The sequence below is a fragment of the Pseudomonadales bacterium genome, from assembly GCA_024234215.1.
Taxonomy (GTDB): Bacteria; Pseudomonadota; Gammaproteobacteria; order Pseudomonadales; family UBA5862; genus JACKOQ01.
Genome location: JACKOQ010000004.1, coordinates 199,175 through 212,810, shown reverse-complemented (window position 1 = coordinate 212,810; position 13,636 = coordinate 199,175). Strand labels below are relative to the sequence as shown.

The following is a 13,636-nucleotide window of genomic DNA, read 5'->3' as shown; positions in this document are numbered from 1 at the left end:
ACGCCCATGACGCCACAGACGGTCATCGACATCTTCTCCAGCGCCATTCAGCTCGTCGTGCTGCTGGTGATGCTGATCGTGCTGCCCAGCCTGCTGGTCGGCCTCGTCGTCAGCATCTTTCAGGCCGCCACCCAGATCAACGAACAGACGCTGAGCTTTCTGCCACGGCTGATCACCATCTTCGTCATCCTGATGCTGGCCGGACCCTGGATTCTCACGCGGCTGGTCTCCTATTCCCAGACGCTGCTCGGCAGCATTCCGCAACTGATCGGCTAGCCGGTACGCCGCCCATGCTGACCCTCTCTGCGGCCGCAATCGAAAAAGAGCTGCTGGGGCTGCTGCTGCCGCTGTTCCGCATCTCCGCCTTCTACCTTGCCGTGCCGATCATCGGCTCCAATCTGGTCCCGCGTCGCGTGCGCATGGGGCTGGCACTGGCCACCACCCTGGTGGTGCTGCCGACACTGCCCGCCATGCCCGCCCTCCAGGCCTTCTCGCTCGCCGGCTGGTGGCTGACCATCGAACAGGTGGTGATCGGTGCCGCACTCGGCTTTGCCGTGCAGCTGCTGTTTCACGCCGTGGCCATGGCCGGCCAGTTGATCAGCATGAACATGGGGCTGGGATTCGCCTCGATGATGGACCCGACCAACGGCATCTCGGTGCCGATCCTCGGCCAGTTCTACCTGTTCATGGTGACCCTGCTGTTTCTCGCCAGCAACGGCCACCTGATCGTCATCGAAGCGACCATCGAGAGCTTCCGCATCCTGCCGGTCGGCGCCGGACTGCCGCTCGACGGCCTGGCGCTGCTGGCCCGCGCCGGCGGCTGGATCATCGGCGCCGCACTGCTGATCTCACTGCCGGCGATGACCACGCTGCTGGTGGTCAACCTCGCCTTCGGCGTCATCAGCCGCGCTGCGCCGCAGCTCAACCTCTTCTCGCTCGGCTTTCCCTTTACGCTGGTCTTCGGCCTGCTGCTGGTCTGGCTCACGCTGTCGGCCCTGTCACCCCAGTTCACGCTGCTGAGCGGCGAAGCCTTCGAGCTGATGCGTGCCCTCCTGCAGAACGGGGCGGCGCATGGCTGAAGAACAAGCCCAGGAACGGACCGAAGCGGCCACCCCCCGACGGCTGGAAAAAGCCCGCGAAGAGGGGCAGGTCGCCCGTTCGCGCGACTTTGCCATGGCCGTGCTGATGCTGGTCGCCAGCCTGGGGGTGATCGCCAGCGCCGAACGGCTGCTGCGGCTCTTTGGCGAGCTGATGCGGTTCAACTTCCGTCTGGAGCGCAGCCTGCTGTTCGACAGCAGCAGCCTGGTCAGCCACCTCGGCGGCTCGATCTGGCAGGCCGCTGTGGCGGTGGGACCCCTGCTGGCGCTGCTCTTTCTCGCCTCACTGCTGGGACCGCTGGCGATTGGCGGCTGGTCGGTCAGCAGCAAGGCGCTGATGCCGCGCTTCAACCGGCTCGACCCCTTCGCCGGCCTCAAGCGGATGTTCGCCATGCGCGCCTGGGTCGACCTGCTCAAGGCGCTGGCCAAGTTTCTCTTCGTCACCGCCATGACCCTCTGGCTGCTCTACCGCTGGCGCAGCGCCTTTCACACCCTGGGCGACCTGCCGCTGCGCCCGGCCATCGGCGAGGCGCTCCATCTGCTCGGTGTCAGCTTCGTCGTGCTGTGCAGCAGCCTGGTGCTGATCGGACTGGCCGACATCCCCTGGCAGCTGTTCGAGTATCAGAAGCAGTTGAAGATGACCAAGCAGGATGTGCGCGAAGAGGCCAAGGAGAGCGAAGGCAAACCCGAGGTGAAGGGGCGCATCCGCCAGTTGCAGCGCGAATTCGCCCGCAACCGGATGATGGCCGAGGTGCCCACCGCCGACGTCATCATCACCAACCCGACCCACTTTGCCGTCGCGCTGCGCTACGACGCCGAGCGGATGGGCGCACCGCGACTGGTCGCCAAGGGCAGCGATGCGCTGGCGATGAAGATCCGCGAAATCGCCCAGGAACACGGCGTGCCGATCGTCGAGCTGCCGGCACTGGCACGGGCCATCCACCACCACACCGAGATCAACCAGGAGATTCCGGCCGGACTCTACCTCGGCGTGGCCCAGGTGCTGGCCTACATCTTCCAGTTGCGCCGCCAGCAGCAGTCGGGCGGCAAGAAGCCGACACCGCCGCAGGAAGTCCCGATCCCCGACGAACTGCGCCGCGATTGAGCCACGCCCGACGGATCGTCAACAGAACCAAATTCAGTCTCAGCACAACCTGCTGGGCAACTGCGCGTTCAGCCAGCCAAAACCCACGCGCTCCTGCTCCAGTCGCAGCCGGGGTTGCAGGCGATCGAACCTGAGGTCGTCGTAGAGCGTCGCCTCCTGCGCCGTCAGACGGAGCAAATCCTGCTGTGCGGGCTCGGGCTCCTCGCCCCAATGCGCCCGATGCGCGAGCAGAGTCTCCCGATCCATCAGCAACGACGCCGCGTGGGGAAAGTGGCCGCGCAACTGGTCGAGGATGGCAAAGCCGTGGGTGTCGATATCACCCCAGTAGTGGAGCCAGCAGCGCTGTAGCCAGGCGGCGCCGGCCAGGGCGTCCCAGCCGTAGCCGGCGCCGAACAGGACGATCGCGCGCGCCAGCGGCGGAAAGGCGAGAAAGTTCACCTCGTTCTCGGTGATGAACACGTGCTCGATCGGGAACACGAGCGCGGCGAAACTCGCCGCGTCCAGCGTGATGTCTACCAATCCCGCGCAGCCCGGCAGGCTGGGCAGCGCCGGGTCGAGCAGACGGAACCGAATCCGCACCGGCTTGTCCAGGAAGCCGAACCGGCGGGCGAAGTGACCCACGCCGTTTGCTGCGGGTTCGATGGCCGCGGGCGGCAGGGCGAGGTCGAGCAGCTCGCCGAGCACGCCGCGATGCGCCTCGATGAACTTGCTGTCCACGCCCGGCACGTCCACCTGGCGCAGGTAGACGCCCGGACGAGGATGCGCTTGAAGCCAGGCGACGACGGCCAGCAGGCGCGGCCAGCGCTCGGCCAGTTCCAAAGCCTGCAAAGGTCGCTTCAGGAGCCAGGCGAGCAGCGCCGGCTGTTCATCGGCGGTCCGTTGCCACAAGGCGCGGAACGGCTCGGCCGCTCGTGCCTTGCCGATGACGGCCAGCGCATCGTGCACGGTGTCGACCCAGACCGCGGCCGGCAGCCGCTGCGTGCCCTGAACCCGATGGTTCCACTCGCGCCAGTCGATCCGCACCTGCGGCGTGGCGGCGAGTGCGCGCACCCAGTCGCGCACCGCCTCGAAGCGGTCGGACAGGTCCGCCGCGCCCGGCGCCTTCAGGCTCAGGCGCAGCGGCCAGGCGATGGCCTCCGGGCGCACGCTGGCGCGCAGCAGTTCGCCCCGCTCCCACAGGCGCTGCACCTGGGCGCGCAAGTCGGCCGGCAGCGTCCAGCTCACGCCGTCGCGCCCGCCACATCGGCCGCGTGGGCCAGTTTCTGCGCCCGGTACTCGGCGATGGTCAGGCAGCGCAAGCGCGAGTCGCGCCCGTCCTCGTTGTGCACGAAGCCGACGCTGGCGACGAAGGGCTCGATGATGTGGATCTTCTGCAGCGGCGTGACGATCAGCAGTTGCAGGTTCAGCTGCTGGAACAGGCGCAGGCCGTACTGGGCCGATTCGTCCGAGCCGCGCCCGAAGGCCTCGTCAATCACCACGAAGCGGAACGAGCGCGAGCGCACCGCGCCCCACTCCAGCCCGAACTGGTAGGCCAGGCTCGCGGCCAATACGGTGTAGGCCAGCTTCTCCTTCTGGCCGCCCGACTTGCCGCCCGAGTCCGCGTAGTGCTCGTGCTCGGCGCCATCGGCGCGCCAGCGCTCGCTGGCCGAGAACGAAAACCACTGCCGCACGTCGGTGACCTTGGCGGTCCAGCGCCGGTCGGCGTCCGTGAGGCCCTCGCGGCCGCGGAAGCGGTCGATGATGGCCTTGACCTGCACGAACTTGGCTTCCGAGTACTGCTCGTCGGCCGAGCCGGTGAGCGCGCCCTCGGTGCAGGCGCGCAGGTCCTGCTGGAAGTCGCGGATCTCGGCATCGGGGCTCGGCTGCGCCAGCAGCCGGATGAAGCGCCCGGGGTTGTAGTCGATGCCGGCCAGCGACTGGTTGATGCGCTCGACCCGCTCGCGGATCGTCTCGCGCTCGCGGTAGAGCTGGCCGTTGAAGTTGGCGATCTCGCGGATGGTGTTCTCGTTGAGCAGCTCCTTGAAGCGCGCCTCGAAGCGCGGCAGGTCGTCGCCCTTGAGGCCCGTGAGCAGCCGCGCGTACTCCGCCAGCGCCGCCAGGCTCACGTCCATCTCCACGGTCTCGGCCTTGAACTCGTCCCTGAAGGCGGCCATTGCCTTGATGATCTTCTCGCTCAGCCGCTTGAGCCTGAGGTCCTCCGCGTCGATGCGCTCCTGCAGCCACTTGCGCAGCTCCTGCTCGCGGTTGTCGCAGGACTCGACCGTCAGTTGATGCTCGTCCAGCGCCTGCGAACGCCAGGCGTCCAGACGCTCGATCTGCGCCTCGGTCAGCGGCGCATCGGCCCAAACCGAGCGGGCCTGATCACGCAGCGTTTGCGCCGCCTCTTGCTTGGTGGCTACCGCCGAGCGCTTGTCGCGCGCCGCGTCGCGCTGGCGTTCCACCTCCGTGAGCCGCGCTTGCGCCGCCTTGAGCTGGCGACCCAGCTCTTGCAGCGTGTCGGAGGCGGCCTCCAACGTCGCACATTCCTCGGTGAGCGCGGCTATCTGGCGGGCCAGACTCATCCAGTCGATATCCGCAAAGCGCGTGACCTCCTCCAGCTTGCTGAGTGCATCCAGTCGGCCCCGCAGTTCGTTGCGCTCCTGCTGGATCTCGCCGATGCGCTGCCCCAGCGTGGCGAGTCTTGCCTCCAGACGGTCCCGCTGGTCGCGCAGGGCGCGCAGCTTGTCGGCATTGCTCCAGCCGAGCACGTAACGGCTGCGGTCGTCGATACGGCTGCGGTCGTCCTTCTCGTGGCGCCCGCTCGGCTCCTTGATCTGCCCGGCGCGGGTGATGGCGCGCGCCTCACGGCGGAACTGCTCGCCGCTGTCGCAGCAGGCCACGTCGAAGCGGCTTCGAAGCTCCTGCTCCAGCCACTCGTAGTGCGGCGAATCCGGCTTGATGACGAGCTTGCGCACCAAGGACTGCGGATGCAGACCCGCGCCCGGCTGGGCCTTGCGCGGCCGCACGTGGAAGTACACCAGCCGCGCGCCCAGGTGCTGACGGTCCACCCAGTCGGCGACGGCCCGGTAGTGCGCGTCCGGCACCAGCAGCGCGAGGCCGAAACCGCGCAGCAGCCGCTCGGCGGCGCCTTGCCACTCGCGCGCGTCGTCGCGCACCTGGATCAGCTCGCCGGCGAAGGGCAGTTTGTCCTCGCCGATCGACAGCGCCGAACACAACCCGTCGCGGATGCGGACTTGGGCGGCGTCGATGTTGCTCCGGCGCCGCTCAAGACTTTCGATCTCCTCGGTCAGGGCGGCGTGCTCTTCGCGCCCCTTGCGTAAGGCGAAGTCCTCCTCGCGCTCGCGGTTGTCCAGATCGGCGATGCGCTCGCGCAGGCCTTCGGCGCGCTGGGCGATGCCCTGCTGCTGGGCGAGAAAGGCGGTTTCATCGGCTGGCGGCGGCTCGTCGATGCGCGCGAGCAGCGCTGTGTGGCGGTCGGCGCGCTGCTGGCGCTGGTGCTTCTCCTGCTCCAGACGGCGAATCTCCGCCGCCAACTCCTCCAGGCGGTCGCCGCCGTTGTCGCGCAGGGCCCGCTCCAGACGGCCGACCTCGACGCGTTCGGCCTCGCGCTGTGCGTCCAGGCGCTCGATTTGGGCATTGAGCCGGGCCGCATCCTGCGCCAGCAGGTCAAGGCGGCGTTCCAGCAGTTCGCCCTTGAGCCGCGCGAAGTAGGGCCGCAGCGCCTCGCGCCCGTCGCGCCAGTCCTGAATCTCCGCCACCAGCGCCTGGTGGCGCTGACCGTCCTCGACCAGCGGCGTCAGCAATGCAACCTGCCGCTTGGCCTTGAGCACGGCCTGATGGGCACGGTCGAGGTCATCGAAGTGGCGGATCAGCGCCTCGATGCGGCTGGCGACGTCGAAGGGCTCCAGCATGTGGCTGCGCACGAAGTCGGTGAGGTTCCCCACCGATTTCATCGACACGGTCTGGTGGAACAGCTCCAGGGCTTGCTCGTGCTCGATGCCGAAGCGGCGGCGGAACCAGGCGCCGTAGGGCGGGAAGCTGTCGAACAACTCGCAGCCGGCGCCGCGCAGCTTCCTGCGCAGCGCGGCGATGTCGCTACCGAAGCCGCTGAAATCCTCGGTGATGCTCAGTGCCCGCTCGGCGGCCACCAACAGACGCGCCGGCTGGCCCTGCGGGTCTTTCAGCCAGAACACCTGGGCCAGCGTCACCGCCTGGTCGTAGCCCTCGTTGCGGAACACGCCGAGGATGACCGAGTAGCTCGACGCGTCGCGCAGCGCCACCGGTTTGGCGCTGCCCGTCACCTCGTTGCGCTCGCTCTTGTAGTGGCCGAGCACGTAGGAGCGCAGCGAGCGCTCGCGCGCATCCGCCCCGGCCGCCTTGTTGTAGGCCACGCGCTGCGCCGGCACCAGCAAGGTGGTGATGGCGTCCACCAGCGTGGACTTGCCCGAACCGATGTCGCCGGTGAGCAGGCCGTTGCGGCCGTCGAGCGGCAGCCGCCAGACGCGCTGGTCGAAGGTGCCCCAGTTCAGCACCTCCAGCCGCTGCAACCGAAAGCCGACGCGGCTGTCGTCGGCGATGAAGTCGAGCGCGAGATTGGGCGCCTCAGCCATCGGCCGCCTCCGGGTCCGGCGCCGCGCCGGACAGCGCGGTGCGATACGTCGCAAGGCGCGCGGCGAAGTCGGCCAGCCACTGCGCGTCCACGAAGGCCTTCAGGATGCGCCGCACCTCGTAGTGGCCGCCGTCCGGCCAGCTGCCGGCCGCGGGCTTGAGCCGGCGCACAAAGCCCAGCTCGGCCACCCTGCTGATGGTCGCGTCGACCTGGTCCACGAGCCGGGCCTCGTTGCTCCCCTCGGGCAGGAACACCCGCATCAGCTCCACGATCTCGTCGCGCGCGAGCACCAGCCGCGTGTCGCCGCCGGCGGCGTCGAACTCGGCCAGGCGCTTGCGCAGCAGCGCCAGCATCAGGCTCACCGGGTAGGAGAGCGGCCGGCGCGCGACCAGCCGCGGCAGGCGCGGCGCGCCGTCTGATTCGTCCGCGTCCGGGCGGCTCTTCAGGAAGGCGTAGCCCTCGGCCTCGTCCAGCATCAGGTCGAGCAGCAGCACGGCGGCCTGTTCGCGCACCCGCGCCTGCAGGCGCAGCAGGCCCGCCCACAGCCGCTCGTCGTCGTCGCGGTAGAGCACGCCCTTGAGCAGCTGCACCATCAGTTGCGACAGCTCGGGCACGGCGGGTGGCGCGCTGGGCTCGATCGAGTCGTCGTTCTCGTGCAGCCTGTCGTTCATCGGCTTGCGTCACCCATGGTGTGTCAGCGCGTGAAGATCACGCGCGGCAGACGCGCCTCGCGCGTCACGGTCTCGCCCGCTGCATTGCTGGCTTGCCAGCGGATCGGCTCTTCCACGGCTTCATCGACCAGGGCACGCAGGCCGTCCAGCACGTCGCCGCCAGCCCCGGCGTGCGCCAGCTCCAGCCAGGCCACCAGCTCTGCCAGGCCCTGCTGCAAGGGCTCGGCATCCAGCAGCTCATGCAGCGTGATCTGCGGCTGGTGGCGCAGTGCATGCTGCACTGCCGAGCGCAGGCGCGCCTTGTCCACCACGATCTGCTCGAACAGCCGCGCGGTGTCGATGTCGTCCGCGCCGGCCTCGAGTGTCATCTCTGCCAGGCGCGGCCTCACCGTGGGCGTGTACAGCGGCCGCTCCAGCGGCAGCGCGATGTCCGCACCCATGGCGTCGATCTGCATCACCGCACCGCCGGGCGCCGCCCCGCGCAGCGCGAGTGCTTTGCTCTCGATGCCGCGCAGCAGCTCCAGGATGCGGCGGTTCTCCACGAAGGCCCGGTCGTCCAGGAAGCGGCGCAACTGCTGCGACAGCTGCGCCACGGTGCGCTGCGTGTGTTCGCCGGCCTCCAGCCAGTCGTGGTGCACGCGGCGGGTGCGCGGCTCGGGATTCAGCGCCGCCACCGCCGGCAGCGCCAGCACCTGGTCGAGCCGCCCGGACAGCGCCTCCTGCCGCCGACTGGACATCAGAAAGTCCCAGAACGCGCGGAAGCTGCGGCCCTGGTCGGAGTCGCCGATGGCGTCGCGCTCGCCCATGATCTCATCGAGCAGCGCGCCCTTGCTGCCGGCCCACAGCGCGATCTTCTCGCGCACGCGGCGGTCGAGCTGGCGAAAGTTGTGCTCCACCTCGCGGAAATCGGCCAGCAGCTCGCGCGCCAGTTGCTGGAACTGCAGGAAGCGCTCGCGGACCGCCGTGTCATCCAGCAGCGGTGCGTCGCCGGCCAGCACGCGGGCGATCTCGGCGTCGAGCGCGTCGCGTCTTTGCCGCAACTCCTCGACCCGCTTGATGGGGTCGGCCTCGGTGCCGGCGCCGATCTGCTCCAGCAGCGCGAACAGCGTCAGCAGACGCGACTCGGTGCCGACGAATGGCCGCTCGGTCAGCGACCCCAGCCAAGCGATGGCCTTCTCGGTGGCGGGCGTCAGGTCGAACTGCGCCTCGTCGGTGCCCGGCTGGTAGAACTTGCGCAGCCAGCCCTTGTCCGGCGCGCACCAGTCGTTGAGGTACTCCGAAGCACCTTTCGGGTAAGCATCCGCTCCGAGCTGCTCGCGCAAGGCGAACAGTTCATCCTCCAGCGCCTCGGCAAGATCGGCCTCGGGCATCACCCGCACGTTCGGCGCCACGAACACCCGGCGCAGAAAGCTCGCCACCAGCGGCGCGTGCGGTGACGCCAGCAGCCGCCAGGCGGGATGGCGGTCGCGCAGCGAACTGAGGGTGGTGTGGTCCATGGCTGGGCGTTATTGATCCAGCCAGATGAAGTTTGAAGTTTCAAGCCGCATATTTGACGGGCGGGTCTTGGAAGTAGGACATGACTCGATCCGGGTTTTGCTCAAGTTGGGTCATGTGCTCGGTTGCGGCGGTTTTCAGCTTGGCCTTGGTGCGCGCCGGCACCTTTGATCCGATGGCCTGTTTGAGGTCAGCGTTGAGCCACTCCTCCGGATTCAGTTCGGGGCTGTAGCTGGACAGGCAGAACAGTTCGATCTTGTCTTTCCACTCAGCAGCCCAGGCCTTGACCGGCTTGCTGGACCCGCAGGTTGTCCAGAATCCGGAATACCTTCCTGCCCAGTCTCCTTGGTCAAGGCTTCCAGGAACTCAATCAGCTTGTCCGAGTTGAACGCCTGATCAATGATCATCCAACGCGTCTTGCCTTGGTTGGTGACGGTGGCAATCATCGACAGCTTCTGGCGCGTGCTACCCACTGCACAGGCCACGGGCGTCTTCCCTGCCGGTACGTCACTGCGTCCGCGTACATCGGTGTTGACCAGGGCGGTTTCATCGCCCCAGTGAATCTCCGCCCCTTCGGCCTTGGCGCGCTGCTCAATCTCGGGGCATTGCTCATCCAGCCAGGCCTGCACGCTTCCGGACGTTGCTCGTAGGCCTTCGGCTTTGCGGCGTTGAAGCCCCAGCGGGCCAGGCAGTTGTCCACGCCGCGCATCCTCGGGCAGGACAGTCCCACCAACTCGACAATCCGCATCACGCCTATCCCTTTGCAATGCAGCCGAACAACTTGTTTGCGTCGCTCGTGCAATCGCTCCAACGTCTGAAATCTTGCATCTTCTTTTGTCCATTCAACCCCTTGGGGGCAGAGGCCATGAATCAATCTTAATCATGCTGGATCAATAGAAGGACTTGAATTGGCGGAGAGGGAGGGATTCGAACCCTCGGTGCCCGCAAAGGCACAACGGTTTTCGAGACCGCCCCGTTCGGCCGCTCTGGCACCTCTCCGAAAACGTTCGCTCACGGCGCCGGGGAGACGCCGCAGCTTCAATCGATGCTGACTCCGAGACGCTGTGCCACCTCGTGGTAGGACTCGACCACGCCACCCAGGTTCTGGCGGAAGCGGTCCTTGTCGAGCTTGCGCCGCGTCTGCCGGTCCCACAGCCGGCAGCCGTCGGCGGTGAACTCATCGCCCAGCAGCATCTGCTCGCCAAACAGGCCGAACTCCAGCTTGAAGTCGACCAGCAGCATGTCGCCGGCGAGGAACAGCGGCTTCAGGATGTCGTTCACCGCGAACGACAGCGCCTTCATCCGCTCGACCTGTTCGGGCGTGGCCCAGCCGAATGCGCGGATGTGGTATTCATTGACCATCGGGTCGCCCAGCGCGTCGTTCTTCAGAAAGAATTCGAAGGTCGGCGGGTCGAGGTCGATGCCCTCGGTCACGCCAAGACGACGGCAGAGGCTGCCGGCGGCGATGTTGCGCACGACGCACTCCACCGGAATCATCTTCAGCCGTCTGACCAGCGATTCGGTGTCGCTGAGCAGCCGGTCGAAGTGGGTCGGAATGCCGGCGGCGGCCAGCTTCTGCATGATGAAGGCGTTGAACAGGTTGTTGACCTTGCCCTTGCCGGCCAGTTGTTCGATCTTCTTGCCGTCGAACGCGCTGGTGTCGTCGCGGAATAGCATGATCAGCCGCTGTGCGTCGTCGGTCTCAAAGACCGATTTGGCCTTGCCGGAGTAAAGTTCTTTGCCGCGCTGCATCACGCCCCTCGGGCGGTTGGGTGATCGAAGGGCGGCATTATAGCCGCTGAAACAGTTGCCGCCACCTCAATCCCGCCTGCTGGTCGGCGATTTCGACCAGCTCCTCGTCGCAATGCATCACCCTCGCCAGCGCGCTGCGCGCCAGCTCCGGCCGGTTGTTGGCCTCGCTCAGGTGGGCCGCCACCAGATGTTGCAGCCAGCGGTGGTCGATTGCAGCCAGAAAACCGGCGGCCTGACCATTGCTGAGATGGCCATGCAACCCCATCACCCGCCGTTTGAGCGAGGGTGGATAGCTGCCCTCGCTCAGCAGTTGCAGATCGTGGTTGCACTCCAGCATCAGGGCATGGCAGCCGCTGAAGTGCTCGACCATCGCTGCGGTGCAGGAGCCGACATCGGTCAGCAGGCCAAACTTCAGCGCTCCGTCGCTGAAGGTGTACTGGCACGGCTCGGCGGCATCGTGCGGCACAGAAAGTGGAGCGATCTCGACGCCGCCGATGGCGAAGGGCCGACTGGCATCGAGCGGATGCTGGGTCACATCCGACGAAAAGGCGGCGGCCCGCAGGGTGCCCGGGGTGGCATGGACCGCGATGCCATGGGTCGCCGCCAGCCGCTCGACGCCACGCAGGTGGTCGCCATGCTCGTGGGTGACCAGGATGGCGCTGATCTGCGACGGCGCCAGCCCCAGCCGGGCCAGCCGCCGTTCGGTCTCACGCAGCGAGAAGCCGCAATCGACCATCAGGCAGGTGTCGCCGGCCGCCACCAGGGTGGCATTGCCACGGCTGCCGCTGCCAAGCGAGGCGAAACGCATCCGCGCGGCTCAGCAGTGGCAGAGCGCAGGCGCAGCGATCAGAACAGATGCTCCTGAATCTGCCGCAGCAGTGGCAGGGCGCGCTCCTTCGGCAGCGGTGTCCCCTGCGCGTTGGTCAGTCGAATCTCGGTCTTGCCGCCCACCTTGATCAGCCGCAACTGGTCGATGGCACCCTCATCCGCCACGGCACGCTTTTCGCCACTGAGGTCAGCGATCAGCGTGTCGAACCAGTTGGGTTTCTCCTCTTCGCCAGCGGCAAAGTGCAGATGGATCACGCCCTGGGCGTGGTTGCGCTCCTCGACCTGCATCCGGGGCAGCTCCTTGAGCGCCAGTTCGACCGCCGACCAGGCCCGTTCGTAGCCCACGTCAAGCAGCAGGTAGGGCGCTTCACCCTTGCCGGGATCGATCAATTCACTGCGTTTTTTGCTGCTGAGGTTCTGCGCCAGCAGCGAGAATGAGCCCGCATCGGCATCGGCACTGCGACGCAGATGGTTTTGCAGCCGCTCCAGCAGCGCGGCTTCGCGGCTGGTGTCGCTCGACTGTGCCGGCCAGGGCAGCTCCACCGCAGGCGCGGCAGCGGTCGCCGACTGTTGCAGCAGTTTGATCTCGCTGCTCTGCGGCCGCACCCCCTCTTCGACCTGCACCCTGAAGCGCTCGCTGCCGCCACCGCTCGGCAGCCAACCGGACTCCAGCACGCCGCTGGCTGGATCGGAGCCCTTCAGCGGCAGCGCCGACTCATCGAAGAAGCGCACCATCTGCGGCCACACCTTGGCTGGTGGATCGAGCACCAGCAACCAGTTGCGCGCACCGGCCTGCTGAAGAGTGACCCGTTCGGCACTGCTGACCTGCATCGCCACCGGCCGTGGACGCGGCACTGGTGCGCGCTCCGGATTCGATGGCGCCGAGGCCAGCTCGGGAATCGGCATCAGCGGCTCGGGCGCCTTGGCGTCGGCGAGCCGTGGCGGCAGCTTCAGCGTGTCGCCCTGTTCGGCATCGAGGTAGTCGTAGTAGCGGTCACGCACCAGACCGGTTCCACATCCGGTCAGCGCACCGAGCAGCAGCAGGCCGACCCAGCCTTTGGCAACAGTGTTCATGTTTTTATCGATCCAGTTCAATGCGTATCACGAAAACCCTTCATGCCGTGCCGATGGCACTCAGTCAGTCCGATCGAGCAGTTCGGCCTGCTGCAACGCCTGGCGCAGCTGGGGCCGATGCTGCGGTGAGAGCGGTGTCAGCGGCAGCCGGATGCCGGCGGAAATCAGCCCCATCTCGTGCAGTGCCCACTTGACCGGAATCGGGTTCGATTCGATGAAGAGATCACGGTGCAGCGGGGCCAGTGCCCGGTCGATCTGCCGCGCGCGCGCTGCATCGCCGGCCAGGGCCGCCGCGCAGGCCTCGGCCATCTGCCGCGGCGCCACGTTGGCGGTGACCGAGATGTTGCCCTGGGCGCCCAGCAGAATCAGCTCGATGGCAATGGCGTCATCGCCGCAATAGAGCATGAAGGGCGCCGGACAGCAGGCCAGGATCTCCCTGGCCCGCTCGATGCTGCCGGTGGCCTCCTTGATGCCGATGATGTTGGGCAGTTGCGCCAGCCGGGCCACGGTCTCGGGCAGCAGATCGCAGGCGGTGCGGCCGGGAACGTTGTAGAGAATCTGCGGAATCTCCACCTGCTCGGCAATGGCCCGGTGGTGCAGATAGAGCCCCTGCTGGGTCGGCTTGTTGTAGTAGGGCGTGACCAGCAGGCAGGCATCGGCACCGGCCTGTTTGGCGGCGGCAGTCAGTTCGATCGCCTCGCGGGTGCTGTTGGCGCCGGTGCCGGCAATCACCGGGATGCGGCCCTGCACCCGCTCGACGGTGCGCCGCACCACCTCGATGTGTTCATCGAAGTCGAGCGTCGCCGACTCGCCGGTGGTGCCCATCGAGACAATGGCATGGGTGCCGGCCGCCAGATGGAAATCGACCAGCGCCGCCAGCTCACTCCACGACACGCGGCCGTCGTCGGCCATCGGGGTCACCAGGGCAACGATACTGCCTCTGATCATTGCAACTCCTCTTCACGAACCAGGATCAACTTCCGCCATCCGCCGGGCGTCGCCAGCG

Annotated in this window: 11 protein-coding genes, 1 tRNA gene and 1 pseudogene; 3 read left to right on the top strand and 10 right to left on the bottom strand. The window is 67.4% G+C overall.

Annotated features, from left to right (window positions below; translation table 11 throughout):
- Positions 1-6 precede the first annotated feature (6 nt).
- Genes fliQ through flhB form a run of 3 tightly spaced genes read left to right on the top strand, consistent with a single transcriptional unit; the run spans position 7 to position 2,202 of the window.
- Entirely contained in the window at positions 7-276 is a 270-nt protein-coding gene (gene fliQ, locus H7A13_09415) for a flagellar biosynthesis protein FliQ (protein MCP5333554.1), read from the top strand.
- A 14-nt stretch (positions 277-290) separates the two neighbouring features.
- Positions 291-1,079 carry a flagellar biosynthetic protein FliR gene (fliR, locus tag H7A13_09410; GenBank protein MCP5333553.1) on the top strand — a complete coding sequence of 263 codons (789 nt, stop codon included), beginning with the start codon at positions 291-293 and terminating at the stop codon, positions 1,077-1,079.
- Positions 1,072-2,202: a flagellar biosynthesis protein FlhB gene (flhB, locus tag H7A13_09405; GenBank protein ID MCP5333552.1), complete on the top strand. Its 1,131-nt coding sequence runs from the start codon at positions 1,072-1,074 to the stop codon at positions 2,200-2,202. Before fliR ends, flhB begins: the two co-directional genes overlap by 8 nt.
- Positions 2,203-2,241: 39 nt before the next feature.
- Here flhB and H7A13_09400 read toward each other — a convergent pair whose 3' ends face one another.
- From H7A13_09400 to H7A13_09355, 10 genes and pseudogenes are all read right to left on the bottom strand, one after another.
- Positions 2,242-3,426 carry a hypothetical protein gene (locus H7A13_09400; GenBank protein ID MCP5333551.1) on the bottom strand — a complete coding sequence of 395 codons (1,185 nt, stop codon included), beginning with the start codon at positions 3,424-3,426 and terminating at the stop codon, positions 2,242-2,244.
- The gene (locus H7A13_09395; GenBank protein ID MCP5333550.1) at positions 3,423-6,812 is read right to left on the bottom strand and encodes an ATP-dependent exonuclease SbcCD, C subunit-like protein; all 3,390 of its coding nucleotides are present in this window, start codon (positions 6,810-6,812) and stop codon (positions 3,423-3,425) included. The genes H7A13_09400 and H7A13_09395 overlap by 4 nt, the downstream gene beginning before the upstream one ends.
- Complete coding sequence (locus H7A13_09390; protein ID MCP5333549.1) at positions 6,805-7,482, bottom strand: DUF4194 domain-containing protein; 678 nt, start codon at positions 7,480-7,482, stop codon at positions 6,805-6,807. The genes H7A13_09395 and H7A13_09390 overlap by 8 nt, the downstream gene beginning before the upstream one ends.
- Before the next feature lie 23 nt (positions 7,483-7,505).
- Positions 7,506-8,978, bottom strand: a complete 1,473-nt coding sequence (locus H7A13_09385) for a DUF3375 domain-containing protein (GenBank protein MCP5333548.1) — start codon at positions 8,976-8,978, stop codon at positions 7,506-7,508.
- A gap of 40 nt (positions 8,979-9,018) precedes the next feature.
- A pseudogene (locus tag H7A13_09380) lies at positions 9,019-9,847 on the bottom strand (IS630 family transposase).
- A gap of 38 nt (positions 9,848-9,885) precedes the next feature.
- Positions 9,886-9,975 (bottom strand) — tRNA-Ser (locus H7A13_09375).
- Positions 9,976-10,014: 39 nt separating this feature from the next.
- Positions 10,015-10,728, bottom strand: coding sequence for a phosphoribosylaminoimidazolesuccinocarboxamide synthase (purC, locus tag H7A13_09370; GenBank protein ID MCP5333547.1), 714 nt, complete (start codon positions 10,726-10,728; stop codon positions 10,015-10,017).
- 37 nt (positions 10,729-10,765) lie between these two features.
- Positions 10,766-11,536, bottom strand: a complete 771-nt coding sequence (locus H7A13_09365; GenBank protein MCP5333546.1) for an MBL fold metallo-hydrolase — start codon at positions 11,534-11,536, stop codon at positions 10,766-10,768.
- Between the two features lie 38 nt (positions 11,537-11,574).
- A complete protein-coding gene (gene bamC, locus H7A13_09360; protein MCP5333545.1) occupies positions 11,575-12,630 on the bottom strand; it encodes an outer membrane protein assembly factor BamC in 1,056 nt (351 codons plus the stop codon).
- Between the two features lie 60 nt (positions 12,631-12,690).
- Positions 12,691-13,578: a 4-hydroxy-tetrahydrodipicolinate synthase gene (locus H7A13_09355; GenBank protein ID MCP5333544.1), complete on the bottom strand. Its 888-nt coding sequence runs from the start codon at positions 13,576-13,578 to the stop codon at positions 12,691-12,693.
- Positions 13,579-13,636: the final 58 nt, after the last annotated feature.